This is a genomic window from Paractinoplanes abujensis (genome assembly GCF_014204895.1).
In the GTDB taxonomy this organism is placed as follows: Bacteria; Actinomycetota; Actinomycetes; order Mycobacteriales; family Micromonosporaceae; genus Actinoplanes; species Actinoplanes abujensis.
The window spans coordinates 1,979,116-2,004,741 of the sequence record NZ_JACHMF010000001.1 but is presented as its reverse complement, the minus strand read 5'-3'; the positions used below and the strand labels follow the sequence as shown (position 1 = coordinate 2,004,741).

Here is a 25,626-nt window from a genome sequence, read left to right as displayed (position 1 = left end):
AGGGAACACCATGACCACCGCCGTCGAGTCCTTCGACACGCTGCGCCGCAAGCTCACCGGGGCCTTGGCGCTGCCCGGCGACCCGCTCTACGCCGAGCTCGCGACAGGCTTCAACGTGGCGATCACCGCCAAGCCGGCCGCGGTCGTCGAGGCCCGTGACGCGCAGGACGTCGCCGAGGCCGTCCGGTTCGCCGCGGCCACCGGGCGTGCGGCCGGTGTGCAGGCGACGGGGCACGGCCTGGCCGGCACGCTGGACGAGGCCGTCCTGGTGCACACCGGCAAGCTGGACGAATGTGTCGTGCACCCGGACGGCTGGGCCCGTGTCGGCGCCGGTGTCCGCTGGCAGCAGGTCGTCGACGCGGCCGCACCGTACGGGCTGGCGCCGCTGTGCGGTTCCGCGCCGGGCGTGGGCGTCGTCGGCTACACCACGGGCGGCGGGCTGGGCCCGGTCGCGCGGACGTTCGGGTGGGCCTCCGACCGCGTACGGGCGGTGGAGATCGTCACCGGCGACGGCGTGCTGCGCCGCGTGACCGCGAATGATGAGCCCGACCTGTTCTGGGGTGTCCGCGGCGGCAAGGGTGCGCTCGGCATCGTCACGGCGCTCGAGTTCGACCTCGTCCCGTTGCCTTCCCTGTACGCCGGCGCCCTGTACTTCGCCGGCGCCGACGCCGCGGCGGTCCTGCACCGCTGGCGCGAGTGGTCGTCCTCGCTGCCCCTGGCCGCCACCACTTCGCTCGCGTTCCTGCAGCTTCCGCCCATGCCGGGCGTGCCCGAGCCGCTGGCCGGCCGGTTCACCGTCGCGGTACGTTTCGCCTGGACCGAGTCCGCCGAGTCGGGCGCGGCGGTGCTGGCGCCGATGCGGGCGGCGGCGACCCCGATCATCGACCTGGTGCAGACCATCCCGTACGCGGCCATCGGCATGGTCCACGCCGACCCGACCGAGCCCATGCCGGTGATCGAGGAGACCGACCTGCTCGCGTCGTTCCCCGCCGAGGCCGCGGACGCGTTGCTGGCCACGGCGGGCCCCGACGCCCGCTCGCCGCAGGTGATGGTGGAGCTGCGGCAGCTGGGCGGCGCCCTGGCCGAGCCGGGAGAGCACGAGTCGGCGCTGTGTCACCGCGACGCCGCGTTCAGCCTGATCCTGATCGGCGTGCCCGTGCCCCCGATCGCTGAGGCCATCGTCCCGCACGCGGCCGCCGTCCGCGCGGCCCTGGACCCGTGGCTGACCGGCGGCGCCCTGCCCAACCTGAGTTCGGGCACCGGCGCGGAGCGGATCGCCCGCTCGTACGACCCGGCCACCCTGGCCCGCCTGGTGGAGATCGCCGGCCGCTTCGACCCCGCGAACGTCCTGCGGGTGGGCCAGGTCCCGGTCCGCCAGTCCTAGTCGGGGTCGCGGCCTGGCGGGGTCGCGGCCTCACCGGCCGGGCGGCGAGGGGGCAGCCCGGCCGGTTCACCCGTCAGCAGTGGCCGCTGCCGCAGGTGGCGCCGCCAGCCTGACCTGGGTGAGACGTTCGAGCCAGCGGTCGAGCAGCGCCGCCTCGGCCGGCTCGAGGGCATCGGTGCCGGAGACGGCGAGCTGCGAGCGTAACCGGAGCGCGGCCGCGGCCAGCGGGTTCTCCGCGGTCTCGGCGGCGGGGGCGGTCAGCACGGCGGCGAAGACGGCGTCGCGGGTCCGGTCGGACAGCTGCGGGTCGTCGAAGAGTTCGGGCTGGGCGATGCAGCTCAGCACCAGACCGACGTTGGCCGGCAGGATCAGCTGGGCCGCCGCGTTGGGGCTGACGCGTAGCGCCCCGACGGCCGCGCAGCGCAGCAGGGACGCCTCCAGCAAGTCCATGATCTGGCGGCGGGCCCGGGCGTGCGAGCGCGGCCGCGGGGCGAACATCAGCTGGTAGAGCGCCGGGTTGCGGCGGCCGAAGTCGATGTGGTCGTCCCACCCGGCGACCAGGTCGGCCACCGGGTCGCCGGTCTTGGGCTGGGCCGCCTTGTGTTCCGCGTAGCGGCGCAGGCCGTCGTCGGCCAGCGCGTCGAGCAGCCCGTTCTTGTCGCCGAAGAGCCGGTAGAGCACGGGCTGGGTGACGCCGACGGCCTCGCAGACGGCCCGGGTGGCGATGTCGCCGTCGGGCGAGGCCACCAGCTGCTGCTCGGCGGCGGCGATCAGTGCGGCCCGCACGTCCGGAGTGATCGTCGTCATGAAATCAATGATACGCCACCCGGCTAGCGCCGTTACGAGAACGTGCTACGGTGGTCATATCAGCGCTACGGCGCAGCGATATCGACGCTAGGGAGCACAGACATGGCACGGGTAGCAATCGTCACCGGCGGCTCGCGCGGCATCGGCCGGGCCACCGCCGTCAAGCTGGGCGCGCGCGGCGACGCGGTAGTGGTCGGATACGCGGGCAACGCCGATCTGGCCGCCGAGGTCGTCCGCGAGATCGTCGGCGCGGGCGGGCAGGCCGTCGCGGCCCAGGCCGACGTGGCCGACGAGAAGCAGGTGGCGGCCCTGTTCGACCTGGCCGAGCAGACCTACGGCGGGGTCGACACGGTGGTCAACTCGGCCGGCATCATGGTCCTCTCCCCCGTCGCCGACATCGACCTCGACGACCTCGACCGGATGCACCGCACCAACATCCGCGGCACCTTCGTCGTGACCCGCGAGGCGGCCCGCCGGGTGCGCGACGGCGGTGCGATCGTCACGATCTCGACCTCGGTCGTCGGTCTGCAGCTCCCCTCGTACGCCGGGTACGCCGCGAGCAAGGCGGCCGTCGAGGCGACGAGCCTGATCCTGGCCCGCGAGTTGCGCGGCCGGCAGATCACGGTCAACACGGTGGCCCCCGGCCCCACCGCGACCAGCTTCTTCCTGGACGGCAAGGACCAGGAGACGATCGACCGGATGGCCAAGCAGCCGCCCCTGGAGCGGCTCGGCACCCCCGAGGACGCCGCCGAGATGGTCGCGTTCCTGACCGGCCCGCAGGGCCACTGGATCAACGGGCAGACCATCCGCAGCAACGGCGGGATCATCTGATGGCCGCCGGGGAGGTCGTCCTCGTCACCGGCGCGTCGAGCGGCTTCGGCCGGCTCACCGCGGAGTCCCTCACCCGCGCCGGTTACCTGGTGGCGGCGGGCATGCGGGACGTCGCCGGCCGCAACGCCCCGGCCGCCGCCGCGCTCGGCGGCCGGGCGGTGGAGCTCGACGTGCAGTCCCAGGAGTCGGTCGACGCCGCCGTGGCCGCGGTGCTCGACCGGCACGGCCGGATCGACGCGATCGTGCACAACGCCGGGCACATGGCGCTCGGCCCGGCCGAGGCGTTCACTCCGGACGAGTACGCGGCCCTGTACGACGTCAACGTGCTCGGCGCTCAGCGGGTCAACCGGGCCGCGCTGCCCTCGATGCGTACGGCTGGGAAAGGTTTTCTGATCTGGGTGGGCAGCTCCTCGACGCGCGGCGGGCACCCGCCGTTCCTGGCGCCCTACTTCGCGGCCAAGGCGGCCATGGACGCGCTGGCCGAGAGCTACGCAAGCGAACTGATCCGCTTCGGGATCGACACCACGATCGTGGTGCCGGGCGCCTTCACCTCGGGCACCAACCACTTCGCGCACGCCGGCACACCGCGCGACCACGAGCGCGAGCAGGCGTACGGGGAACTCTACGGCGAACTGCGGGCGGGCCTGAGCGATCGGCTGGCCGCCCTGATCCCGCCCGGCAGCGAGGCGCAGACCGTGGCCGACGAGATCCTGCGCGTGCTCGACCGGCCCGCCGGCACCCGCCCGTTCCGCACCCACGTCGACCCGAGCCGCGACGGCAGCGAGGTCGTCTCGGCGGTGGCCGACCGCATCCGCCAGGAGTTCTTCCACCGCATCGGCCTGCCCGACCTGCTGCCCGCCAACGCCGCCCTGTGAACCGCATCGGCCTGCCCGACCCGCCGCCCGCCAACGCCGCCCTGTGAACCGCATCGGCCTGCCCGACCCGCCGCCCTGTGACCGGAGGCTGGTGGCCGCGGTGCACACCGCCATCGATCAGGTGGGCAGCGGGACCCCGAGAAGGTCGAGCAGCTGACGTCGCAGGGCGCCGAAACCGGCGGCGTCCGGCGTGCGCGGGTGCGGCAGCGTGACCGGCAGGTCGGCCGCGATGACGCCGCGGTCGAGCACGAGGGCCCGGTCGGCCAGGAGCAGGGCTTCCTCGACGTCGTGGGTGACCAGCAGGGCCGCGAAGCCGTGCCGGGCCCGCAGCCGGCCGAACAGTTCCTGCATGCGCAGCCGGGTCAGCGCGTCGAGGGCGCCGAACGGCTCGTCCAGCAACAGCAGCGCCGGCTCGCGGGCCAGGGCCCGGGCGAACGCCACCCGTTGCGCCTGGCCGCCGGACAGCTCGATCGGCCAGGCCCGGGCCCGGTCGGCCAGGCCCACCTCGGCCAGGGCGTCGGTGCAGCGGGAGCGGTCGGTCACGCCGAGGGCCACGTTGTCGAGGACCCGCTTCCAGGGCAGCAGCCGGTGCTCCTGGAAGACGACGGCGTGCTTCTCGCTGACGGTGTACGAGCCCGGCGCCGCGGGGTCGAGCCCGGCCAGGACACGCAGCAGCGTGCTCTTGCCCGAGCCGCTGCCGCCGAGCAGGGCGACCACCTCGCCGGGGGCGATGTCGAGATCGACCCCGTCCAGCACGGTGGCCGGGCCGAAGCTGCGGCGCACGCCGCGGGCGGTCACGACGCCTGCAGTCCCCGTCGCCACGACAGCACCCTCCTTTCCGCGATGCGCAGCAGCAGGTCGGAGAGCAGGCCCAGACCGGCGTAGACGAAGAGGCCGAGCACCACGACGTCGGTCTGGCTGAACTCGCGGGCCTCCATCATCAGGAAGCCGATGCCGTTCTGCGTGTTGGTCTGCTCGCCCACGACCAGGCTGAGCCAGGCCGCGCCGATCGCCAGGCGCAGGCCGAGGAAGAGCGACGGCATCGCGCCCGGCAGCACCACGTGCCGGATCCGCTGCCAGGTGCCGAGCCCGCACGTACGGGCCGCTTCGACCAGGCGCTCGTCGATGTCGCGGATGCCCGCGTAGACGTTGAAGTAGAGCGGGAAGAACGCGCCCAGGGCGACCAGCGTGATCTTCATGGACTCGCCGATGCCGACCCAGATGATCAGCAGCGGGACCAGCGCCAGGTGGGGCAGCATGCGGGCCATCTGCACGGGCGGGTCGATGGCGTCGTCCCCGGCCCGCAACAGCCCGGCCACCGAGCCGAGCACGAGCGCCAGGCTGCCCCCGATGAGCAGGCCGATCACCGCGCGGGTGAGCGAGTCGAGCAGGTGGTCGCCGAGCGTGCCGTCCGCGGCGAGCCGCCAGCCGGTGGCGAACACGGTGGTCGGCGCGGGCAGTTTGTCCTCGTCGATGACTCCCGTACGCGAGGCGGCCTCCCACGCGACCAGGATGATCACCGGGCTCAGCGTGCGCTGCCACCGGAGCTGGCGTCGCCGGCGCACCGGCGCCGCCTGCTCGGTGGTGGCCGGCGCGGCCACCAGCGTCACGGCGCGGCCTCGGCGAACCGCTCGTCGACCAGCGACTTCACGTCGACCCGGCCGGGGATGAGCTCGAGGTCGGCGAACCCGTCGGCGATGGTCTGGATCTCCGTGCCGATCTCGCCGTTCAGCGTGTCGACCGGCTGCGCCGCGCGGGCCAGCGCCCGTTTCGTGGTCGGCTCGTCGATCTTCAACTCGGGCGCGAGCACGGCGGCCCGCTCGTCGGGGTGCTCGATCCCCCACGCGGTCGTTTTCCCGTACGTCTGCAGGAAGCTCCTGATCCGGTCGGTCTTCGCGTCGGCCGCCGTCTTGCTGACGAGCAGGTATTCGCGGTTGTTGGCGAGCCCGGTGGCGTCGGCCAGGACTTTGACGCCCGGCTGTTCGGCCAGCGCGAAGTACGGATCCCAAATGATCCACGCGTCGACCTGGTCGTTGTCGAACGCGGGCCGGCCCTCGGCCGGCTTGAGGTACTTGACGTTGATGTCGGACAGCGTCATCTTGTTCGCCTCGAGCAACTTCACGAGCAGCCAGTGCACGTTCGAGCCCTTGTTGAGCGCGACCGTCTTGCCCTTGAGATCCGCGAAGGTCTTGAAGCCCTTGGACTCCTTGACCAGCACGGCCTCGCTCCGGGGCGACGGCGCGCCGACCCCGGCGATGACGAAGTCGGTCCCGGCGGCGGCCGCGAAGATCGGGGGTGCCTCGCCGGTCTGCCCGATGTCGATCGCGCCCGCCTTGAGCGCCTCGGTCAGCGCGGGCCCGCTCTCGAACAGCGACCAGGTCACCCCGGGCGCGTCGCCGCGCGCCTTGATCAGGCTGAGCCCGCCGAACCGCTGATAACCGACGCGCAGGCCGCCGTCGCCGGACCCGGCCTCCTCGTCACCCCCGCAGCCACCCAGGGCCACAGCCACAACCACGGTCGCCACCACTGCAAGCCATCGACGCATGGGCTGTACTCTACATAACCCATAGGAGATGCCGGAAGAGTGGGATCGAGGTTGATCAGTACGTGAACGACGCCACCAAGGTCTGCAGGTCGTCCGACGCGCGACCCAGATCGGCTGCGGTCTGCTTCGTGCGGCCGGCACCGGCGGTGGTCTCCTGCGCGTTCCGGGCCACGCCCTGGATGCCGGCCGCGATGTCGCCGGCGCCGGTGGCGGTCTCACCCACGTTGCGGCTCATCTCGGCCGTGGTGGCCGACTGCTCCTCGATGGCCGAGGCGATGGTCAGCTGAGTGGCGTTGATGTCGGCCACGACCGTGCCGATGCGGCCGATCGCCTGCACCGCGGCCGCACTGCCCTGCTGGATGGCGGTGACCCGCCGGCCGATCTGCTCGGTCGCGGCCGCCGTCTGCTCGGCCAGGGCCTTCACCTCGCCGGCGACCACCGCGAAGCCTTTGCCGCTCTCCCCCGCCCGGGCGGCCTCGATGGTCGCGTTGAGGGCCAGCATGTTGGTCTGCTGCGCGATCGACGTGATCAGGTTGACCACGTCGTGGATCTCGGCCGACGAGTCGCCGAGCCGGGTGATCGTCTCATTGGCCTCCTCGGCCACGCGGACGCCGCCCTCGGCGATCTCCGTGGCCATGGCGGCGCTGCGCGAGATCTCGGCGATCGACGCGGTCATCTCCTCCGCCGACGCCGCCATGGTCGAGACGATGGCCGACACCTCCTCGGCGCCGGTGCTGACCACGCCGGCCTGGCTGCTGGTCTGCGCGGCGCCACCGGCCAGCTGAGCGCTGACCGTGCCGAGCTCGTCGGCGGCGCGGGCGACCCGGCCCGCCTCGGCCGCGACCTTGGCCACGAGCTGTTGCATGCGCTCCGCGAACCGGTTGAAGCTGCGGGCGGCCTGACCGAGTTCGTCGCGGCCGTCGTCGTGCACGCGCTGAGTCAGGTCGCCGTCCCCGTCGGCGATCTCGGCCAGCCGGTCGTTGAGGTCCCGCAGCGGCCGGGTGATCGAGCGGACCAGCAGGAACGCCAGCATCGCACCCAGCAGGACGACCACGGCCCCGGCCGCGATCATCACTGCGGAGGACCGCTCGGACGCCTTCGCAGCGGCGGCCACGGCCAGCTCCGAGTTGCGGTCGACGGAGTCCACGAGCTGGTCGACGGCGGCCGCGACCGCGTTGAAGATCTTGATCTCGTCCACGGCCACCAGCTCGTGACCGCGGGCCACCGAGGCCGGGCGGCCGTTCCGGTATCCGGCGATGATGGTCTTGTCGAGCGTCATGAACTGCTCGAACAGGTCCGCGGCACGGTCGGCGGCGGCCCGCTCGGCGTCGGTCAGCCGAGCCGCGCGCAGGGCGGCGAGCTCCCGGCGGAACGCGTCAGCCGAGGCGAGGAACGCGGCCCGGCTGTCCGCGGTGTCCGCCGTCGCGCCGGCCAGGCCGCGGGCGACGTCGAAGGCGTACGCCGTCTGCCAGCCGTTGAAGTCGGCCGACCGGAACTTGACCTGCATGGCCAGGCGCGTGGCCTCGCGGTGATCCTGCACCGAGGCGGTCGCCCGGCGCTGCTCGGCCATCGCCGACAGCCCTACGGTGATCATGGTGACGATGAGGGCGAGCAGCAGCGACATGCTCAGGACGAGCCGTGCACCGATCTTGATCCTGCGCAGCGCCGCGAGCATTGGTGTCCCCTCATGATGCGTACCGGGCACTGCCCCTTCGGCAATCGCTCAGACATCCTTAGTCCCCGGCGGTGAGGCCGGCCGCCACCTGCTCGAGGGTTTCGCGCAGGGCCCGGGCCGCCGGGGAGGCCGCACCGGCCACGCGCTGGGCCGTGAAGATGGTGCGGTGCGGCCGGCCGGGCAGGTCGAGCAGGCGGCACGAGGTGTCGCGGCCCAGCCAGAGCAGGTCCGGGATCAGAGCGACCGCGTTGCCGGATTCGACGAGGCGGATGTGGGCTTGCAGGTCGGCGGTCTCGTAGCGTACGTCGGGCTCGAAACCGGTGAGCCGGCACAGCTGCTCGGCGAAGTGGCGCGACGCCGTGCCGCGCGGCTCCATCACCCAGGGCATGTGCCGGGCCTCGCCGAGGGAGGCCACCGGGTGCAGCGCGGCCCCGGGCGACGGCAGGGCGAGCCGGATGGCGTCGGTGGTCAGCGGGCGGCGATCGAGGCCGGGGTGGTGTGGGGCGGCGTGAGCCGGGTACTGCTCAGCGATCACCATGTCGAAGTCGCGGGCCCAGGTTTCGCGCAGCGCCTCTTCCGGCTCGCGCTGCACCATTTCGACCCGTACGTCGGGAAAGCGGGACGCCATGGCGAGGAGCGTCGCCGGCATCAGGGCGAGCGCGGCGGACTGGAACACGGCCACCCGGACCCGGCCGCTGACCCGGGTCACGGCGGCCTGCAGCCCGGCCTCCGCGCGCTCCAGGCTGTCGAGGATCTCGCCCACCGACGCCACCAGCACCTCGGCCTGCGGGGTGAGCTGCACGCCGCGCCCCGACTTGCGCAGCAGCGGCTGGCCGGCCTCCTTCTCGAGCAGGCTGAGCTGCTGCGACACGGCCGACGGGGAGAAGTTGAGCGCCTCCGCCACGGCCGCGATCGTGCCCCGGACGGCCAGCTCCCGCAGCAGCACGAGCCGCCGGATCTCCAGCATTCGACCCCCCTCGGCATCGTTAAGCAGAACTGAAGAGTACTCGTCGGAAACCGTTGCTTTTCCTGAACGGATAGCGGAAGGACACTTTCGGCATGTCTGACGTCGTGCAGTCCCGGCCCCTGAACGTCGAACGCGACGAGCTCGCCGACGAGGCCATCGCCCTGGTCCGCCGGTGGCTCCGCGAGGCCTCGGCGATCAAGACCACCGGGTCCGCCGCGCAACTGGCCGGTGTGCTGCGCGACCCGAAGGGGCTGGCCTTCGCGGTCGGCTTCGTCGACGGCGTGGTGCGGCCGGAGGACGTACGGGTCAGTGCCCGCGCCCTGGCCGCCCTCGCGCCGGACGTGCCGCGGTTCCTGCCCGCTCCCCTGCGCGCCGCCGTCCGCGCCGGTGGGGTGCTGGCGCCGGTGCTGCCGGGCGTCGTCGTGCCGATCGCCCGCCGGGTGCTGCGGCGCATGGTCGGCCACCTGATCGTGGACGCGACCGACGCCAAGCTGGGCCGTGCGATCGCGAAGATCAAGCGCCGCGACGTGCGGCTGAACGTCAACCTGCTCGGCGAGGCGGTGCTGGGCCGGGGCGAGGCGACCCGCAGGTTGCGCGAAACCGAGCGTCTGCTCGGCCGCGACGACGTCGACTACGTGTCGATCAAGGTGTCGTCGACCGTCGCGCCGCACAACCCGTGGGCGTTCGACGAGGCCGTGACCGAGATCGTCGAGCAGCTGACGCCGCTGTTCACGCTGGCCGCCACCGCCCGTACGCGCAAATTCGTCAACCTCGACATGGAGGAGTACAAGGACCTCGACCTGACGATCGCGGTCTTCACCCGGCTGCTCGACAAGCCCGAGATGCACAACCTCGAGGCCGGCATCGTGCTGCAGGCCTATCTGCCGGACGCGCTCGCGGCCATGATCCGCCTGCAGGAGTGGGCCGCGGTGCGCCGGCAGACCGGCGGCGCGGGCGTCAAGGTGCGCCTGGTCAAGGGGGCCAACCTGCCGATGGAGCAGGTCGAGGCGACGGTGCACGGCTGGCCGCTGGCCACGTGGGGCTCCAAGCAGGAGACGGACACCAACTACAAGCGGGTGCTCGACTACGCGCTCGATCCCGCGCGGATCGGCAACGTGCGGCTGGGCGTGGCCGGGCACAACCTGTTCGACGTCGCGTACGCGTGGCTGCTCGCCGGTCGTCGCGGGGTGCGTGAGGGCATCGAGTTCGAGATGCTGCTCGGCATGGCCGAAGGGCAGGCCGAGGTGGTGCGGCGCGAGGTCGGCGGGCTGTTGCTCTACACCCCGGTCGTACGGCCGGAGCAGTTCGACGTGGCCATCGCGTACTTGATCCGTCGCCTCGAGGAGGGCGCGTCGAGCGACAACTTCATGTCCGCGGTGTTCGAGCTGGACAGCAATACTGCGTTGTTCACGCGCGAGCGTGACCGCTTCCTGGCTTCGCTGGCGGGTCTTGATGCTGCGGTGCCGTCGCCGCATCGGGTGGCGGACCGGCACGCGGCGGTACCGCCTGCCGTTTCCGGGCATTTCGCCAATACGCCCGACACCGACCCGTCCGTCGCGGAGAACCGTTCTCTCGTCCGCGAGGTGCTCGGGCGGGTGCCGACCTCGCAGCTGGGCGTGGCCACGATCGCGGCCGCGCGGGTCGTCGACGAACGCCGGCTCGACGACCGGCTGGGATCCGCGGTGGCCGCGGCCGACGCGTGGGGAGCCCTCAGCGGGGCCGCCCGCGGTGAGATCCTGCACCGTGTGGGCGCGGCCCTGGAGGCCCGGCGCGCCGACCTGATCGAAGTCATGGCGTCCGAGACGGGCAAAACGGCCGACCAGGCCGACCCCGAAGTGTCCGAAGCTGTCGACTTCGCGCACTACTACGCGGAACTGGCCGCGCAACTGGACGACATCGACGGCGCGGTGGCCATCCCGGAGAAGCTGACCCTGGTCACGCCGCCGTGGAACTTCCCCGTGGCCATCCCCGCCGGTTCGGTGCTGTCCGCGCTGGCCGCCGGCTCGGCCGTCGCGCTCAAACCGGCCGGGCCGGCCGAACGCTGCGGCGCCCTGCTGGCCGAGATCATCAAGCCCGAACTGCCGGACGCCGACCTGCTCACGCTCGTGCAGGTCGAGGAGAACGAACTGGGCAGCAAACTGATCGCCCACGCGCTCGTCGACCGGGTGATCCTGACCGGGGCGTACGAGACCGCGCAGCTGTTCCGCTCGTTCCGCGCCGACCTGCCGCTGCTGGCCGAGACGAGCGGCAAGAACGCCATCATCGTCACCCCGAGCGCCGACCTGGACCTGGCCGTCAAGGACGTGGTGAACTCCGCGTTCGGCCACGCCGGTCAGAAGTGCTCGGCCGCCTCGCTGGTCGTTCTGGTCGGATCGGTGGCCCGGTCCGAGCGGTTCCGCCACCAGCTGCTCGACGCGGCGTCGTCGCTCACCGTGGGCTGGCCGTCGGACGCGCGCAGCCAGGTCGGCCCGGTCATCGAACCCGCCGCCGGAAAACTGCACGACGGCCTGACGAAGCTCGGCCCCGGCGAGAAATGGCTGCTCCAGCCGAAGTCGCTCGACGACAGCGGCCGCCTGTGGACCCCCGGCATCCGCGACGGCGTGACCCGCGGCTCGGCCTTCCACCGCACCGAGTACTTCGGCCCCGTGCTCGGCATCATGACCGCGGCGACCCTCGACGAGGCCATCGACCTGGTCAACGACGTCGACTTCGGTCTGACCTCCGGTCTGCACTCGCTCGACCCGGCCGAGCTCAACACGTGGCTGTCGCGCGTGCAGGCCGGCAACCTGTACGTCAACCGCGGCATCACCGGCGCGATCGTCCGCCGCCAGCCGTTCGGCGGCTGGAAGAAGTCGGCGGTCGGCCCCGGCACGAAGGCCGGCGGCCCCAACTACCTGATCGGCCTGACCGGTTGGCAGTCGGCTCCGGCCACCACGGGCGAGGTGCCCGACGACATGCGCGCCCTGCTGGCCGCGGCGCCCTCAACGGCTGCTGACCTGCTCACGCGCGCCGTCGCCAGTGACGCCGCCGCCTGGTCCGGGCACTTCGCCCAGTCCGACGTCTCCGGCCTGTGGGCCGAACGCAACGTGCTGCGCTACCTGCCGGTCCCGGTCACCGTCCGGTTGTCCGCGGACGCCCCCGTGGAGTCCCTGGCCCGCGTGGTCGCCGCCGGCCTGCGCGCCGGCGCTCCCGTCCAGGTCTCCGTGGCGTCCCCGCTCCCGGCCGAACTGGCCGCGGCCATCCCGTTCGGCATCCGCGTGGAGGACGACGCCACCTTCGCGGCGGGCCTGCGCACGGTGAACCGGGTCCGCCTGATCGGCGGCTCCGCCGAGGCCCTGGCCCGCGCCACCGAAGGCCGCCCCGACCTGGCCGTCTGGTCAGGTCCCGTCACCGAGGCCGGGCGCGTCGAACTCCTGCCGTTCCTCCACGAACAGGCCGTGAGCATCACCGCGCACCGCTTCGGCAACCCCGACAAGCTCGCCCACACAGCCCTGTAACTCAACCCTCAACGGCCGCGCGGTTCCCTTCACCGCGCGGCCGTTCACTGCAAGACACGCCCGCCTGTCGTTGCTCGTTTCATCCGCCCCGCCGCCCGCGACGAAGCCCACCGCCCACCGTCGCTCACCGCTCACCTCAGCCGGGCCGCCGCACGAACACGACCACCGGCCGTCGTTTGCTGCTCACTTCAGCCGAACCGCCGCGCAGACACGACCGCCTCACTGCTCACCTCAGCCGGGCCGCTGCTCGAATGTGACCGCCGACCGCCGGCTGCCGACCGCCGCTCACTGCGCACCTCGGCCAAACTGCTGCGCGAACATGACCATCGGGCGCCGCTTACTGCTCACCCCGGCCAAACCGCTACGCGAACACGACCATCGGACGCCGCTTACTGCTCACCCCGGCCAAACCGCTACGCGAACACGACCATCGGACGCCGCCTACTGCTCACCCCGGCCAAACCGCTACGCGAACACGACCATCGGACGCCGCCTACTGCTCACCCCGGCCAAACCGCTACGCGAACACGACCATCGGACGCCGCCTACTGCTCACCCCGGCCAAACCGCTACGCGAACATGACCGCCGGGCGTCGTTTTGTTACTCGCCTGGGTGGGTGGGCATGGGCGCCAGCCGTCGTTGAGGGCTTGTCGGGGCTGGGTCTGTCGTGTGGTGCTGGACGGTGGACGGGGGTCAGCGTTCGACGATGTTGCGCAGTGGGCGGCCGTCCTGGAAGGCGGTCACGTTTTCGCTGATCAGGGCGGAAGCGCCGAGCGGGCGGCCGCCGGCCACGTGGGGGGTGAGGATGACGTTGGGCTCGTTCCACAGGCCGGAGTCGGCGGGCAGCGGCTCGGTCTCGAAGACGTCCAGAGCCGCCCCGCCGATGTCACCCTCGCGCAGGGCGTCGAGCAGCGCGTCCTCGTCCAGGGTGGCGCCGCGCCCGACGTTGACCACCCAGGCGTGCGCAGGTAGTTGCGCGAACATGTCCGCGTTGAGCGCGTGCTGCGTGGCCGGGGTGGCGGGCAGGATGCCGATGAGCACGTCGGCCGTGGGCAGCAGCTGGGCGAAGCTGTCCTCGGTCACCACTTCGACGCCGTGGCGGGTGCCGGCGCTGCGGGCGACCCCGGTGACCCGCGCCCCCAGCGCGGTCAGGTGTGGTGTGAGCGCGGCCGCGATGCCGCCGAAGCCCCAGATGACCACATGCGCATCGCGGAGTGTGTAGAACTGCGCGGTGGCCGGTGCGGCTTGCAGTTCGCGCATCTCCTCGGCCCAGTGGTGGCCGATCTGCGCGCGAACGAGCACGTGCAGGTGGCGTACGGCGGCCAGTACCATCGCCAGCGTGTGCTCGGCCACTGTCTGATCGTGCAGCCCGCGCCCAGAGGTGATCACAACCTCGGGCGCGAAACCGGCGGCGACCACGGCGTCGGGCCCGGCGGCCAGGGTCTGCACCCAGCGCAGCCGGGTGAGCCGCTGCGCGGCGTCGCGCATCTGGTCGCCCGAGTTGTTCCAGACGACCAGCGCCTCGGCGTCGGTGTGCTCGCCGGGGATCGGCCGGTTGACCGCGTATCGCACGGCCGTCACGCCGGCGGGCAGGTCGGGGTTCAGGTCGACGCTGTCGGGCAGCAGAAGCTTCATGTCCCCCATTCTGGTTCAGTGACGATCGTTCAGTTCGAGCCCCGCGACGGAATCCTCGATCTCGGCTGGGGCCACCCGCTGCCGGAGCTGCTGCCGGCGGCCGCGTGGGCCACGGCCGCGGCGAGCGCCTTGGACACGTACGGCTGGAAAGCGCTCACCTACGGCCATGCCCCCGGCCCGGCGCCGTTGCGCGAATGGATCGCGGCGCGCACGAATGAACAGTCCGCGGACTGCACGTTTGTGACTGCGGGCGCTTCGCACGGGCTGACGCTGGTGGCGCAGGTGCTGGCCGAACCCGGCGACACCGTCCTGGTCGACTCCCCTACCTATCACTACGCGTTCCGGATCCTGACCGATCGTGGCCTCAGGCTTGTTCCCGTGCGGGCGGAGGACGCCGACGAGGTGGGCCGGCAGGCACGCCGGCACCGGGCCGCCTTCCTGTACGTGGTCCCGACGTTCGGCAACCCGACCGGTCGCAGCCTCTCCCCCGGGCAGCGCCGAGCGCTGGCCGCCCAGGACCTGCCGATCGTGGAGGACGACCCTTATCGCGAGCTGTACTACGACAGATCGCCGCCGCCGTTCACCGACGCCAACGTGATCAGCCTGGGCTCTTTCTCGAAAACGGTCGCCCCCGGCCTGCGCCTGGGCTGGATCACCGCGACACCGGACCTGGTCGCCCGGCTGGCCCGAGTCGGCTCCGTCCACAGCGGAGGCGGCGTCAACCACACGACCGCGCTCACCATGGCCGAGTTCGCCGCCTCAGGGGCGTACGGGAAGCATGTCGCTCTTCTGCGCGAACGCTATCGAACGCACAGGGACGTCCTGAGTGAGGCGATCAACGCCGACCGGCCGGACGGCGGCTGGTTCCTCTGGCTGAGGTTGCCCGACGGTGTCGACGCGGAGTCACTGCTGGCGGTCGCGGAGCGTCACGGCACCAGCTTCGTTCCGGGCCCACGGTTCTTCGCCGACCGGCGTGGGGGTTCTGATCGCGTACGGCTCAGTTTCTCGCTCCTGCCCCCGGCCGAGCTGACCGAGGCGGCCCGTCGCCTGAAACTCGCCCTTCGTTCCGTCTCGGGACAGTGACGAGATCACCCGCCTACTAGGACCTGACGCTGCAGCCGGCGGAAAAGACCTGCTAAATTCTTCCCGTACGCCGTCAGGCCCAGCAGAAGGGAGGTCGCACCGTGTCCCAGGAAATGCGCCCCTTCCGCGGCCCGGCGTCCCCGCGGTTCTGACTCCGGGGCGCACTCTGCGCGCCTCGGAGGTCCCGCATGATCTACCGCCATCTGCTCCCCGGCGAGGAAGCCGTCTTCGACTCCCTCGGCCCGATCACCCCGATCTCGTACGCCGACGGCCTCGCCGGCGGCGGTTTCCACCCGTCCCGTACGTGGGTCGCCCAGCGCGACGGCCAGGTGGTGGCGCGCGCCGCGTGGGTGCTCCCGCCCGGCGCCGCCGGCGGTCCGTGGCTGGAACACTTCGACCTGACCGGCCCGCCCGAGGTCGGGTCCGCGCTGCTGACCGCGGCCCACGCCGCGCTGGGCGGCCCCCGCCCGTTCCATGCCACCCTGCCCGTGGACGAGCGCGTGCTGACGGCGGCCCGCCTGGCCGGTCTCGTCCCCACCGTCGAGCGCAGGCGTTTCCGCTGGTCCGGCGGTCGTGTCGAGACCCCGGCCCAGCCCGTACGCCCGGCGGCGGGCGCCGGTGAGGTCCGGGCGCTGGTGGCTGGGGTCGCCCGCCCCGATGTGCTCACCGGCTCCGAGACCGCGCTGGCCGTGGCCGGGCTCGATCTGGCCCGCGACCCGTGGCCGTGGCTGACCGGCCCGGCCGCGGCGTGGCACGTGCTTGCGGACGGCACGGGCCTGGCCGGAACCGCGGGCGAGGCCTGCTGGCCCATGCTCGTCTACCTCGGGGTGCTGCCCGGCGCCGCCCCCGGGGCCCGGTCGTCGCTGCTCGCCGCGTCGCTCGGCGCGCTGGTCGCGGGCGGCGCGGAGCAGGTCGTGGCCGATGTCGAGTCCACCTTGCCGGGCCTGGAGCCTGCGGGGTTCCATCACATCCGGTCGCGCCTGACGTTCGTGCCGGCCTGAGCACCCACCAGGTCCCGGATCCGGTCGATCGAGCGCCGGAAGTAGCGGTGCTCGACCGGCCGGGTCAGGAAGTCGGCCAGCGCGAACAGGTCGGCGGCCTGGCTGATGCGCCGCCAGCCGGGCGGGAGGTCACCGCCGGCGTCGCGGAAGCCGCTCAGGAAGCCGTCGAGGAACGCCGGCGGCCGCGGGTCGCGCAGCATGTTGCCCACGTCGACGAGCGGGGTGCTGCTGAACGCGAATTCCCAGTCGAGCACGGCCGCCACCCGCCACCGACCGGTCGCGGAGCGGGCGGCGAGCAGGTTCTTCGGGTTGTAGTCGGAGTGCACCAACTGCCGGGAGCCCTTGACCGCGGCCAGGTCGGCGGCGGCTCCGGCGGCGTAACGCAGCAAGGCGTCCTGCTCGGCGGCGGTCAGGTGGCCGGCGGCGTTGCCCTCACGCAGGCAGCGCTCGACGAACTGGTCGAGGCCCACGGTGGGTTCCGACCCGTCGGGCCGCAGGCCGTCGGCGAAGAAGCCGGGCGCCTCGAACGCGATCGTGCCGATACGGGCCAGCGTGGCCCCGACATCACGGCCCAGCTCGGCGTCGTCGCCCGCGGCCAGGATCTCGCCCACCGGCAGGCCCGCGACGAACGTCGACAGCAGCAGCGGCTCACCCACGCTGTCGCCCGTGGGGTCGGCCGCCACCACCTCGGGCACCGGCGCCGTGCCCTTGAGCCGGTCGGCCAGGGCGGCCTCGAGGGCGCACTTGTTGTGCCGCAGGTAGCGCCGGAGCACGTACCGGTGGCCGTCGTCGGTGGTGAGCGCCGTGTTCTCGTTGCTGTAGCCACCGGTCAGCCTGCGCGCGTCGACGATCCGGCGGCCCGGCAGGGCGACGTGCTCGACCCAGTGCGTGACGGCTTGTTCCATGGTCACCACTGCCCTGTCCAGCCGAGCGCCACACAGGCGATCGGCCACCAATGGCGTTGCCCCAGCAGGGCCGGCGCCTCGTCGCGGCCGACCCAGGCGCCCAGCGTCCCGTCCGGTTCGGGCGGCTCGGTGCGGGGCGTGAACACCAGGACGTTCGCGTCCGGGACGGGCAGCCGGTAGGTCTCGTCGGGTTCGGGCACGATGTTGCGCACGTAGCCGACGCAGCGCGTGGCCACCTCCGACCCCAGGTGCACGCGGCACAGACCGGCCACACCCGCCTGCCAGCGGTGAACGGTGCCGAGCACGGTGGTCGGCAGGTCGGGGCCTCGCGGCGTCGGGACGCAGAAGATCTCGCCGGGCGCGCGGGTCAGCAGCAGCCGCACGATGACGGCCGGGCGTGGGATGTCGAGGTCCTCGCCGGCCCAGACCTCGGCGGTGCTCCCGGCGGGCAGCCACGGCGCGCCCGGCACCGTGCGCACGAGCCGCGGGAAGTCCATCACCGCACCCTCGTTCGGATCTTGCTGGTTACCGTGCACCGACCCACCTCCGAACCCACCCCCCGCCCTGGGGGTGTGCCGACCCTACGCGGCGCGTACGACAGGAATCCGGGTTGTCCACAGGGCAGCCCACCCCGGCGCGACGGCGTTCCGGAGTCGTCCACAGCTGACGGCCCGGCCTTGACACCACAGCCAGACCCTACGATGTGCGGCATGTTGTGGGTCTTCTCAATGGCCTACTGGGCGTTCATCGGGCTCAGTTGCGTCGTGTTCTTCGCCGGCGCGGTCGTGGTGTGGCTCGTGACGCTCCCGTTCGACCGGCGGCGGGTGGCCCTGCACCTGTACTCCTCGGCCTGGGCGTCGTTCTACGTCTACGTGAACCCGCTGTGGCGGCTGCGCGTGACCGGTCGCGACCTCGTGCCCTGGCACGGCTCGGCGGTCCTGGTGGCCAACCACGCGTCGCTGATCGACATCCTGGGGCTGTTCGCGCTGTTCCGGCCGTTCAAGTGGGTGTCGAAGCAGGAAATCTTCCGGGTTCCCCTGATCGGGTGGAACATGCGCCTCAACGACTACGTGCCGCTGGTCCGGGGCAGTGGCGAGTCGATCCGCCGCATGATGGCGCACTGCGACCGTCTGCTGGCCGCCGGTTCGCCCGTCCTGATGTTCCCGGAGGGCCGGCGCACCTCCGACGGTGAGCTGCAGCCGTTCAAGGACGGCGCCTTCGAGCTTGCCGTTCGCCACCAGGTGCCCATCGTCCCGATCGCGGTGCACGGCACCCGGCGCGCGCTGCCGCGGCACGGTCTCGTCCTGCGCGACCACGTCGACGTGCACGTGGAAGTGCTGCCCCCGATCGCGCCGCAGGACGACGCCGCGACGATGAAGGATCTGGCCCGCAAGGCGATCGCGAGCGCCCTCAACGCGTCGTGAGGGTCGCCCACTTCTGCGACAGCCACACCGGCCGTCCCGACGGGGTGTCCCGGTCGGCCACCCTGACCGTCGCGCTGCCGCGGTCGTCCCGGCGTACGGGAAAGATTGTCCTGTTGGTGGGCCGGGCGACGGCGACACGCTCCGCGCAAACGTGACCGACCACGGTTGGCGCGCCACCGAGGCGTACGGGCCGGAGGTCTACCCCGGCCGCCCGGTCGAGCTGTAGCAACGCCTGTGACCCCCGTGCGGAGCCGCCACCGGCACCAGCCGCCGCAGTCGGGACAGCGGTCGGGAAATGACCGGAATTGCTGGTTCGCTCGAGACATGAGCATGTTGCACACGCCCGGGCACGGCGCCGTCCTGAACCCGTTCGTCATGGTCGAGGACGCGGCCGGCCTGATCACCTTCGTGTCCGAGGTCTTCGACGTCGGCGAGACCCCCGAGGCGCACACCGAGATGCCCGACGGCAAACTCATCCACTCCGAGCTGCGGCTGGGCAGCGTCGACCTGATGATCGTGGACCGCCTGGACGGCTGGCCGCTGCGCCCCGGCCTGCTGCAGGTCTGGGTCACCGACGTCGCGACCGTGCAGAAACGCGCAGCCGAACGAGGCGCGAGGATCGTCACCGAGCCGACCCCGTTCTACGGTGAGACCACTGTGGGTCGCATGCTCGACCCGTGGCAGAACCTCTGGTGGCTGTACGCCCCGGCCCCCGGCCAACCCGACCCGGCGCCGCACTGGGACGACGAGGGCGGCGACACGATCTTCACCACGCTCGACGCCGCCTTGCGCACCCTTCGCTGAGGTCTGTCCGGTACCTGGGTCCGGACGCAGCCAGGAGACAGTCCCTATGCGTTCACCTTGTCGAACGCGCGCTTGAGGCGGACGACGGCCTCGTCCATCAGGGCGGGCGGGGCCGCGGCGTAGGTGAGGCGCAAGTAGGCGGCCGGCGGCTCGGCCGCGAACCAGGGGCGGCCGGGAAAGACGATGACGCCCTCGGCCGCGGCGGCGGAGGCCAGCGCCACGTCGTCGATGTCATGACCGGAACGCACCCACAGGTGCAGGCCGCCGGTGGGAGCCTGGCCCGCGTCGAGCGGAAGATGCCGGCGCAGAGCGGTCAGGAGCGCGTCGCGGCGGGCGCGCAACTCCTTGCGGAGCGCACGACGGTGGCGGTCCCAGGCCGGCGACGTGACCAGTTCGAGGGCGGCCTGCTGCAAGGGGCCCGCCACGAACAGGTCGTCGAGCAGGCGGGCCGCGCGCAACCGGGCCCCGGCCTGACCCCGGGCCCCGATCGCGGCGATCCGCAGGCCGGGGGCGGCCGACTTGGTGAGCGAGCGCAGATGCACGACGTGACCGTCCGGGTCGTCGGCCGCGAGCGGGGGCGGTGGTGTGCCGTCGATGGCCAGGTCGCGGGCATAGTCGTCCTCGATGAGAAAAGAACCGGTTTCGCGTACGGCGTCGAGCACCTCGATCCTGCGGTGCGGGGCCAGGGTGGCGCCGGTCGGGTTGGCGTACAGGGGCTGGCTGTAGAAGACGCGCGCCCCGGTGCGGGTGAACGCCGCCCGCAACTGGTCGGGGAGCACGCCGTTGGCGTCCGCCGGCACGGGGATGACGGTGAGTCCCGCGGCGCGGGCCGCGGCCAGCGCGCCCAGATAGGTCGGTGACTCCACGAGGAGGGTGTCGCCCGGGTTGGTCAGGGCGCGCAGGGTCGACGTGATCGCGGCCTGACCGCCGGGGCTGATCACCATGTCGTCGGCGCGCAGGCCCGGGTCCCGGGCGAACCAGGCGCGCAGGTCGGCCCGGCCCTCCGCCGGTCCGCGCTGCCAGGCGGCGGGTTGCCGGGCGGCCCGGGCCAGCGCCGCACCGAGGGCGGCCGTCGGCTGCAGCTCCGGGTCGAGGTAGCCACCGGATAACGCAATGGTCCCGTCAGGCGGTGTCGCGAGTAACGCTTGCAGCTCCTCCTCGCCGCCGCGCCTCGCTCCTAAGGCCACGGTCTGCCACGACAGGTCGGGTCGTGCGCTCTGCCGGTTCCGGCCGCGCGGCTCGCGCTGCGCAACAAAGGTGCCCTGCCCCGGCCGTGCTTCGACAAGCCCTTCGCGCACAAGGGCCCGGATCGCCGCCGCGACAGTGACCGGTGAGGCGTGATGCCGAGCGGTCAATTCCCGTACGGAGGGCAGCCTGGACCCTGACGGGGCCGCACCGGCCCGCTCGCGCAGATCTTGGATAACGCGATCGACTGCGTTACCGTCACTCATGAGGGACCAGAGTAGCGCTACCACCGCCGGGCCGGTAACAGCGTCGGCGACCACAGGTCCACCGAACGGAAGCGTCCCGGCCGGCCCCGAGCAACAGGGCGCCAACGACGCGGAACGAGCAAACGCCTGGGGCCGGGGACGGCAAGACGCAGCCGGCGCGAAACGGTGGGCTGCCGACAGCGCGGAACGGCCGGTTGCCGGCGACGCTCAACGGCCCAGCAGCGGCCGCTCCCGGCCGCACGATCCTGACGGCACGCAACGGACCGGCACCCACGGCGCGGAGCGGCGGGAGGGGCGCGCGGCTGCCCCGAGCAGGAACTCCGCGGCCCCGGGCCGGGCCGGTGGGCTGGCGCTGGGGGCGCTGGGTGTGCTGGCGTTCAGCATGTCGCTGCCGGCCACCCGCGTCGCGGTCGGTGAGCTGGATGCCTGGTTCGTGGCTTTCGGGCGGGCGGCCGGGGCGGCGGTCCTGGCCGCCGTCTACCTGCGGATCACCGGCGCGCCCCGGCCGGCCGGTCGGCAGTGGCGGCGGCTGGCGATTGTCGCCCTGGGTGTGGTGGTCGGGTTTCCGCTTTTCACGTCGCTGGCCCTGACCAGTCAGACGTCGGCGCACGGCGCGGTCGTGGTCACCGTTCTGCCCGCCGTGACGGCGGTTTTCGCCGTGTTGCGGGCCGGGGAACGCCCTCCGTGGGTGTTCTGGCCGGCCGGTGCGGCCGGGGTGGGCGTCGTCCTGACGTTCCTCGTCGCCACGGGGGCGGCCGGTGGGGCGCTTGCCGCTTCCGACCTGTTTCTGCTGGCCGCGGTCATCCTCTGCGGACTGGGTTACGCCGAGGGCGGCGCCTTGGCCCGGGAGCTCGGCGGGGCCCGCACGATCTGCTGGGCACTGGTGCTGTCGCTGCCCGTAACGGCGACCATCACGGCGGTTTCGGCGACCGCCGCCGTCCCGCACGCGGGAACCGCGGCCTGGTCGGCGTTCGCCTACCTGACCGCGGTCTCGATGTTTCTCGGCTTCTTCGCCTGGTACGCGGGCCTGGCCCGGGGCGGGATCGCGCGGGTGGGCCAGGTTCAGCTGGCCCAGCCCGTGCTCACCTTGCTCTGGTCGGCCCTGCTGCTGGGCGAGTCCGTCACCCCGGCCGCGCTGGTGGCCGCCGCTGTGGTCCTCGCCTGCGTCGCCCTGATCCAGCGAACCCGCCGCTGACCGGGCCCCGCGCCGGCGTCATGACGTCACTCCTTCGCGGTCCGTCACGGCCACCTCCCGTACGGCCGAGGCCACGGCCCGGTAGTCGCGGCGCAGGAGCGCGCCGTGGTTGCTGCTCACCTTGGCGCTCAGCCGGATGTGGCTGTTGCGCGTCATCACCGCGTCCAGACCGGCCCGGATCCGCTCCTGCTCGTCGTTGCGGCTGCCGAACGACGTGCCCGACGCCACCACGTACCGGGCCGGCACCGTCAGCGTGTCGAGCACCGGCCCGAGCGCCTCCGTCCGCGACAGCCGTCCGAGCTCGATGTTGGACTCGGCTTGCTGCCGGGCGGTCATGCGCGGCATCAGCCCGGCGAGCCGCAGGACCGGCGCGATCAGCCGCAACCGGCCGAACAGGGTGTGGATCCGCTTCTCCATGGCGTCGTCCAGCCAGTCGTACGGGAAAGCACCGTCGACGAGGACCGCGCCGACCGTCCGCCCGGGGTTGCGGGCCGCCCAGTGCGCGGCCACGACCGCCCCGTAGGACCAGCCCACCAGGAGCGCCCGGTCGACGCCCCGGGCCTCGAGGACCGCGTCGACGTCCCGTAGGGCGGCCTCGAACGAGTAGTCCGCCGAGCGGCCCGACCGGCGCCCGCGGGCCCGTCCGTCGAACGTGATGTGCCGCCACTGCGGCCCGAGTTCGGCGCGGACCCGACGCCAGTAGCCCTGGGTGGCGAACTGTCCGTTCAGGTAGATCACCGGTGGCCCGTCGCCGCCGGTGTCGGTGACCGCGAGGGCCGTGTCGTCCACCGGCACCAGACCGGTCCAGGCCGAGTTCGTCATGCTGATCTCCTTGAAGCAGGGGAAGAAGGTTGCGGCAAAAGGGAACGGGAAGAAGGCTGCGGGACGGAAAGGCTCGGGTCAGAGGCTGCGAGCGGTGATGTCGCCGCGGGCGGTGGTGGCTCGGATGCAGAGCTCGGCCCCGCCGCCGTTCACCAGCGAGCTGCTGACCCGGCCGAGGCTGGTGCCCGCGTCCAGGGTGGCGGGAGCCCCGGCCGCGGCGCCGATCGTGATGTCGCCGTCCTGGCTGGTCAGAATGACTGTGCCGCGGACGGCCTCGTCGATGCGGATGGCGCCGCGGGTGGTGCTGATCTCGGCCGGGCCGGTGAGCCGGCCCACCGCGACGTCGCCGTCGACGGCGGTCAGGCGCAGGCTCGCCGCCTCGTCGACCTTGATCGCCCGGTAGGCCCCGGTGAAGACGACGTCGCCCAGCCGTCCGACGCCGCGCAGCTCGGCGGCGGCGCTGTGCCCCTCGACCCGCGAACCGGCGGGCAGTTGCACGGTGACCTCGACCGCGCCGGCCTTGTTGTCCGCGGGGGCCTCGACCCGCAGCACGCCGTCGGCGAAGCCCACAGTGGTCTCGGCCGCGCTGCGGACGTCGCGGCTGTTGCCGGGCTGGGCGGGCCGGACCTCGACGACGGTGTCGGCGCGTTCGGCCGCGATGAACTGGACCCGGCCCGCGGGAACGGTGAGGACGGCGGCGATCGGGGCCGGGGTGGCGAACTGGTTCATGACTCTACCTCCGTGTTGTTGTTTCCGATGCAGGAAACGCTACGTTGCTTTCCACATGAGGGCAACGTCGTTGTTGCACTAGCTGGAGATAGCGCCAGCTCAGAGCCCTGCATTCATTGCAACAGTTCGGAATCTAACGCAACGTTGCGTTGCAATGGAGGGAAGTGAAGGCTAGGGTGGGCGAACGACGAGCGAAGGGAGCCCGGGCATGCCGGGAGGCCGACTGACCCAGCAGGAACGCCACCAGATCGCGCTGGGGCTGGCCGACGACCTGCCCTACGCCGAGATCGCCCGCCGCCTCGACCGTCCCACGTCGACGATCACCCGCGAGGTGATGCGCAACGGCGGCCCGATGGCCTATCGCGCCGATCTCGCCCACCACGCCACCGAGCACCGGGCCCACCGCCGCCGGCCCAGCAGCGCCGGGCCGCGAGAGGCCACGCAGCAAGGGCCGCAGGGGCGAGCCGAATACGAGGAGACACTGACCGGCGTGCTCATGGGCTCGGGCCTGCCCAAGATGACGGCCCGCGTGCTGACCTGCCTGTTCACCGTCGACGAGGGCAGCCTGACCGCGGCCCAGCTGGCGCAGCGCCTGCGGGTCAGCCCGGCGTCGATCTCCAAGGCCATCGCGTTTCTCGAGAGCCAGAGTCTCGTGCGGCGCGAGCGTGACGAGCGCCGCCGCGATCGTTACATCGTCGACGACGAACTGTTCTATCAGGCCACGATCGCCAGTGCCCGCGCCAACGACCAGCTCATCGCCACCGCGCGGCAGGGCGTGGCGGTGCTCGGCCCCGGCTCGCCCGCCGCCGACCGCCTCGAGAAGATCGCCCGCTTCCTCGATTTCGTCAGTGAGAACATCCTGCGCGCCGCCGAGCAGGGCCGTGCCGTGCTGCACACGAAGCCGTCAACCGGCCAGCTTCTCGAGCGACCCGACGACGGACTCCGGTGACGGCATGCCGGCGATCTCGGCGGCGACCTCCCGGGCCGCCGCCCGCAGCCCTTCGTCGCTGATCAGCCGGTTCAGGTCGGCCGCGGTGATCGCGTCGGCCGCCACGGCCAGCCCGGCGCCGCGCCGGGCCAGCAGCCCGGAGTTGTAGCGCCGGTCCCCCGCCCCCGGCGTGGTCAGTTGGGGCACGCCCGCGGCCAGCCCGCCGAGCACGCTGCCGGCCCCGGAGTGGTGCACGAAACCCGCGGCGTACGGGAGTAACTCGTCGAGGGGAACCCGCCCGACGGAACGCACATTGGCCGGCAGAGCACCGTCTCGAGCCGGACGCACCAGCACGATCTCGGCGTCGACGTCGGCCGCGGCGGCGATGACGGCGGGCCCCGGGTTGCCGTCGCTGGGGCCCTCCAGGGTGCTGCGGCTGACCAGGATGCGCGGCTTGTCACCGGGTGCGGTCAGCCAGGGCGGGATCGCGCCGCCGCCCGAGAACGGCACCGGGCGCATCGGCTGCGCGCCCTCGACCGGCGTACGGAGGCTGGGTGGGGTCACGGCCAGGGTCAGCGCGGGGGCGGCGGCGCCCAGCCGGGTGAGCGCGGAGCTGCCGGTGACCGCGCGGTAGAGCTCGTCGGCCGGCCACAGTGTGTTCTCCTGGAGCACCGACGGGATACCGAGGCGTCCGGCCACGACCGCGCCCGCCTCGCTGAGCGACTCGTAGACGATCAGGTCGGGGCGTTCCCGCTCGGCCAGGGCCTGCAACGGCCCGAGCAGCGCCAGGTTGGCCCGGCCGAACAGTTCGCCGACGAAGCCGTGCCCGGCGCGGCCCCGCATCTCGGCGCGGGCGAGCCCGGGATGCCGCAGGGCCACCCGGATCGCGCTGCGGGGCAGGTTGAAACCGCCCCCGATGTCCGCGGTGCGCAGGCCCCGCACGTCGGGCGGGAACCCGCCGGAGGCCAGGGTCACGTCATGCCCGGCGTCGCGGCAGGCCGCGGCGAGCGGGACCAGCGGCAGCAGATGACCTTGCAGGGGCGCGGCGACGAACACGATACGCATAA

The 25,626-nt window shown here is 72.6% G+C and carries 23 protein-coding genes; 10 read left to right on the top strand and 13 right to left on the bottom strand.

Features of this window, described 5'->3' with window-relative positions:
* Positions 1-10: 10 nt before the first annotated feature.
* The gene (locus tag BKA14_RS08650; protein ID WP_184950385.1) at positions 11-1,384 is read left to right on the top strand and encodes an FAD-binding oxidoreductase; all 1,374 of its coding nucleotides are present in this window, start codon (positions 11-13) and stop codon (positions 1,382-1,384) included.
* A gap of 66 nt (positions 1,385-1,450) precedes the next feature.
* Here BKA14_RS08650 and BKA14_RS08645 read toward each other — a convergent pair whose 3' ends face one another.
* The gene (locus BKA14_RS08645) at positions 1,451-2,191 is read right to left on the bottom strand and encodes a TetR/AcrR family transcriptional regulator (protein WP_184950384.1); all 741 of its coding nucleotides are present in this window, start codon (positions 2,189-2,191) and stop codon (positions 1,451-1,453) included.
* A gap of 102 nt (positions 2,192-2,293) precedes the next feature.
* Here BKA14_RS08645 and BKA14_RS08640 point away from each other — a divergent pair, with 102 nt between their 5' ends.
* Both BKA14_RS08640 and BKA14_RS08635 read left to right on the top strand, forming a co-directional pair.
* On the top strand, positions 2,294-3,022 hold the full coding sequence (locus BKA14_RS08640; protein ID WP_184950383.1) for an SDR family oxidoreductase: 729 nt from the start codon (positions 2,294-2,296) through the stop codon (positions 3,020-3,022).
* Positions 3,022-3,897, top strand: a complete 876-nt coding sequence (locus tag BKA14_RS08635) for an SDR family oxidoreductase (RefSeq protein ID WP_184950382.1) — start codon at positions 3,022-3,024, stop codon at positions 3,895-3,897. Before BKA14_RS08640 ends, BKA14_RS08635 begins: the two co-directional genes overlap by 1 nt.
* 117 nt (positions 3,898-4,014) lie before the next feature.
* Here the strand turns inward: BKA14_RS08635 and BKA14_RS08630 are convergent, their stop codons facing one another.
* From BKA14_RS08630 to BKA14_RS08610, 5 genes are read right to left on the bottom strand one after another with little or no spacing between them, the layout of a single operon-like run.
* On the bottom strand, positions 4,015-4,719 hold the full coding sequence (locus tag BKA14_RS08630; RefSeq protein WP_184950381.1) for an ABC transporter ATP-binding protein: 705 nt from the start codon (positions 4,717-4,719) through the stop codon (positions 4,015-4,017).
* On the bottom strand, positions 4,692-5,507 hold the full coding sequence (locus BKA14_RS08625; RefSeq protein ID WP_184950380.1) for an ABC transporter permease: 816 nt from the start codon (positions 5,505-5,507) through the stop codon (positions 4,692-4,694). Before BKA14_RS08625 ends, BKA14_RS08630 begins: the two co-directional genes overlap by 28 nt.
* A complete protein-coding gene (locus BKA14_RS08620) occupies positions 5,504-6,442 on the bottom strand; it encodes an aliphatic sulfonate ABC transporter substrate-binding protein (protein ID WP_184950379.1) in 939 nt (312 codons plus the stop codon). The genes BKA14_RS08625 and BKA14_RS08620 overlap by 4 nt, the downstream gene beginning before the upstream one ends.
* 55 nt (positions 6,443-6,497) lie before the next feature.
* Positions 6,498-8,117 (bottom strand): methyl-accepting chemotaxis protein, encoded by a 1,620-nt coding sequence (locus tag BKA14_RS08615; RefSeq protein ID WP_184950378.1) that lies wholly within the window; start codon positions 8,115-8,117, stop codon positions 6,498-6,500.
* A gap of 58 nt (positions 8,118-8,175) precedes the next feature.
* The gene (locus tag BKA14_RS08610) at positions 8,176-9,084 is read right to left on the bottom strand and encodes a LysR family transcriptional regulator (protein WP_184950377.1); all 909 of its coding nucleotides are present in this window, start codon (positions 9,082-9,084) and stop codon (positions 8,176-8,178) included.
* A gap of 92 nt (positions 9,085-9,176) precedes the next feature.
* On the opposite strand from BKA14_RS08610, the gene BKA14_RS08605 reads away from it, so the two are divergent.
* Positions 9,177-12,581 carry a proline dehydrogenase family protein gene (locus BKA14_RS08605; RefSeq protein ID WP_184950376.1) on the top strand — a complete coding sequence of 1,135 codons (3,405 nt, stop codon included), beginning with the start codon at positions 9,177-9,179 and terminating at the stop codon, positions 12,579-12,581.
* 694 nt (positions 12,582-13,275) lie between these two features.
* Here the strand turns inward: BKA14_RS08605 and BKA14_RS08600 are convergent.
* A complete protein-coding gene (locus tag BKA14_RS08600; RefSeq protein WP_184950375.1) occupies positions 13,276-14,217 on the bottom strand; it encodes a phosphoglycerate dehydrogenase in 942 nt (313 codons plus the stop codon).
* A gap of 18 nt (positions 14,218-14,235) precedes the next feature.
* On the opposite strand from BKA14_RS08600, the gene BKA14_RS08595 reads away from it, so the two are divergent.
* Both BKA14_RS08595 and BKA14_RS08590 read left to right on the top strand, forming a co-directional pair.
* The gene (locus BKA14_RS08595) at positions 14,236-15,300 is read left to right on the top strand and encodes an aminotransferase-like domain-containing protein (RefSeq protein ID WP_184950374.1); all 1,065 of its coding nucleotides are present in this window, start codon (positions 14,236-14,238) and stop codon (positions 15,298-15,300) included.
* Positions 15,301-15,488: 188 nt separating this feature from the next.
* Positions 15,489-16,301 (top strand): acetyltransferase, encoded by an 813-nt coding sequence (locus BKA14_RS08590; protein ID WP_184950373.1) that lies wholly within the window; start codon positions 15,489-15,491, stop codon positions 16,299-16,301.
* Here BKA14_RS08590 and BKA14_RS08585 read toward each other — a convergent pair.
* Both BKA14_RS08585 and BKA14_RS08580 read right to left on the bottom strand, forming a co-directional pair.
* Entirely contained in the window at positions 16,265-17,206 is a 942-nt protein-coding gene (locus BKA14_RS08585; protein ID WP_184950372.1) for a phosphotransferase family protein, read from the bottom strand. The genes BKA14_RS08590 and BKA14_RS08585 overlap by 37 nt on opposite strands.
* A 2-nt stretch (positions 17,207-17,208) precedes the next feature.
* The gene (locus BKA14_RS08580) at positions 17,209-17,742 is read right to left on the bottom strand and encodes a hypothetical protein (protein ID WP_184950371.1); all 534 of its coding nucleotides are present in this window, start codon (positions 17,740-17,742) and stop codon (positions 17,209-17,211) included.
* 174 nt (positions 17,743-17,916) lie between these two features.
* On the opposite strand from BKA14_RS08580, the gene BKA14_RS08575 reads away from it, so the two are divergent.
* Positions 17,917-18,630, top strand: a complete 714-nt coding sequence (locus BKA14_RS08575; RefSeq protein ID WP_184950370.1) for a lysophospholipid acyltransferase family protein — start codon at positions 17,917-17,919, stop codon at positions 18,628-18,630.
* Positions 18,631-18,954: 324 nt separating this feature from the next.
* Positions 18,955-19,434 (top strand): VOC family protein, encoded by a 480-nt coding sequence (locus BKA14_RS08570; protein ID WP_184950369.1) that lies wholly within the window; start codon positions 18,955-18,957, stop codon positions 19,432-19,434.
* A 44-nt stretch (positions 19,435-19,478) separates the two neighbouring features.
* Here the strand turns inward: BKA14_RS08570 and BKA14_RS08565 are convergent, their stop codons facing one another.
* Complete coding sequence (locus BKA14_RS08565; RefSeq protein WP_184950368.1) at positions 19,479-20,885, bottom strand: aminotransferase-like domain-containing protein; 1,407 nt, start codon at positions 20,883-20,885, stop codon at positions 19,479-19,481.
* A 346-nt stretch (positions 20,886-21,231) separates the two neighbouring features.
* On the opposite strand from BKA14_RS08565, the gene BKA14_RS08560 reads away from it, so the two are divergent.
* Positions 21,232-22,080 (top strand): DMT family transporter, encoded by an 849-nt coding sequence (locus BKA14_RS08560; protein WP_260416910.1) that lies wholly within the window; start codon positions 21,232-21,234, stop codon positions 22,078-22,080.
* Positions 22,081-22,098: 18 nt separating this feature from the next.
* Here BKA14_RS08560 and BKA14_RS08555 read toward each other — a convergent pair whose 3' ends face one another.
* Together BKA14_RS08555 and BKA14_RS08550 are read right to left on the bottom strand one after the other, a co-directional pair.
* Positions 22,099-22,902: an alpha/beta hydrolase gene (locus BKA14_RS08555; RefSeq protein ID WP_184950366.1), complete on the bottom strand. Its 804-nt coding sequence runs from the start codon at positions 22,900-22,902 to the stop codon at positions 22,099-22,101.
* A 78-nt stretch (positions 22,903-22,980) separates the two neighbouring features.
* Positions 22,981-23,631, bottom strand: coding sequence for a DUF4097 family beta strand repeat-containing protein (locus BKA14_RS08550; protein ID WP_184950365.1), 651 nt, complete (start codon positions 23,629-23,631; stop codon positions 22,981-22,983).
* A gap of 208 nt (positions 23,632-23,839) precedes the next feature.
* Here BKA14_RS08550 and BKA14_RS45675 point away from each other — a divergent pair, with 208 nt between their 5' ends.
* Positions 23,840-24,580: a helix-turn-helix domain-containing protein gene (locus tag BKA14_RS45675; RefSeq protein WP_184950364.1), complete on the top strand. Its 741-nt coding sequence runs from the start codon at positions 23,840-23,842 to the stop codon at positions 24,578-24,580.
* Here the strand turns inward: BKA14_RS45675 and BKA14_RS08540 are convergent.
* Positions 24,536-25,624 carry a glycosyltransferase gene (locus BKA14_RS08540; RefSeq protein ID WP_184950363.1) on the bottom strand — a complete coding sequence of 363 codons (1,089 nt, stop codon included), beginning with the start codon at positions 25,622-25,624 and terminating at the stop codon, positions 24,536-24,538. The two genes, BKA14_RS45675 and BKA14_RS08540, sit on opposite strands and share 45 nt — an antisense overlap.
* Positions 25,625-25,626: the final 2 nt, after the last annotated feature.

Excerpts from the sequence above, each read along its gene's own strand:
- BKA14_RS08650 (WP_184950385.1), top strand. The coding sequence starts at position 11 with ATGACCACCGCCGTCGAGTCCTTCGACACGCTGCGCCGCAAGCTCACC.
- BKA14_RS08645 (WP_184950384.1), bottom strand. The coding sequence starts at position 2,191 with ATGACGACGATCACTCCGGACGTGCGGGCCGCACTGATCGCCGCCGCC.
- BKA14_RS08640 (WP_184950383.1), top strand. The coding sequence starts at position 2,294 with ATGGCACGGGTAGCAATCGTCACCGGCGGCTCGCGCGGCATCGGCCGG.
- BKA14_RS08635 (WP_184950382.1), top strand. The coding sequence starts at position 3,022 with ATGGCCGCCGGGGAGGTCGTCCTCGTCACCGGCGCGTCGAGCGGCTTC.
- BKA14_RS08620 (WP_184950379.1), bottom strand. The coding sequence starts at position 6,442 with ATGCGTCGATGGCTTGCAGTGGTGGCGACCGTGGTTGTGGCTGTGGCC.
- BKA14_RS08615 (WP_184950378.1), bottom strand. The coding sequence starts at position 8,117 with ATGCTCGCGGCGCTGCGCAGGATCAAGATCGGTGCACGGCTCGTCCTG.
- BKA14_RS08610 (WP_184950377.1), bottom strand. The coding sequence starts at position 9,084 with ATGCTGGAGATCCGGCGGCTCGTGCTGCTGCGGGAGCTGGCCGTCCGG.
- BKA14_RS08605 (WP_184950376.1), top strand. The coding sequence starts at position 9,177 with ATGTCTGACGTCGTGCAGTCCCGGCCCCTGAACGTCGAACGCGACGAG.
- BKA14_RS08600 (WP_184950375.1), bottom strand. The coding sequence starts at position 14,217 with ATGAAGCTTCTGCTGCCCGACAGCGTCGACCTGAACCCCGACCTGCCC.
- BKA14_RS08590 (WP_184950373.1), top strand. The coding sequence starts at position 15,489 with ATGATCTACCGCCATCTGCTCCCCGGCGAGGAAGCCGTCTTCGACTCC.
- BKA14_RS08585 (WP_184950372.1), bottom strand. The coding sequence starts at position 17,206 with ATGGAACAAGCCGTCACGCACTGGGTCGAGCACGTCGCCCTGCCGGGC.
- BKA14_RS08575 (WP_184950370.1), top strand. The coding sequence starts at position 17,917 with ATGTTGTGGGTCTTCTCAATGGCCTACTGGGCGTTCATCGGGCTCAGT.
- BKA14_RS08570 (WP_184950369.1), top strand. The coding sequence starts at position 18,955 with ATGAGCATGTTGCACACGCCCGGGCACGGCGCCGTCCTGAACCCGTTC.
- BKA14_RS08565 (WP_184950368.1), bottom strand. The coding sequence starts at position 20,885 with ATGAGTGACGGTAACGCAGTCGATCGCGTTATCCAAGATCTGCGCGAG.
- BKA14_RS08555 (WP_184950366.1), bottom strand. The coding sequence starts at position 22,902 with ATGACGAACTCGGCCTGGACCGGTCTGGTGCCGGTGGACGACACGGCC.
- BKA14_RS08550 (WP_184950365.1), bottom strand. The coding sequence starts at position 23,631 with ATGAACCAGTTCGCCACCCCGGCCCCGATCGCCGCCGTCCTCACCGTT.
- BKA14_RS45675 (WP_184950364.1), top strand. The coding sequence starts at position 23,840 with ATGCCGGGAGGCCGACTGACCCAGCAGGAACGCCACCAGATCGCGCTG.
- BKA14_RS08540 (WP_184950363.1), bottom strand. The coding sequence starts at position 25,624 with ATGCGTATCGTGTTCGTCGCCGCGCCCCTGCAAGGTCATCTGCTGCCG.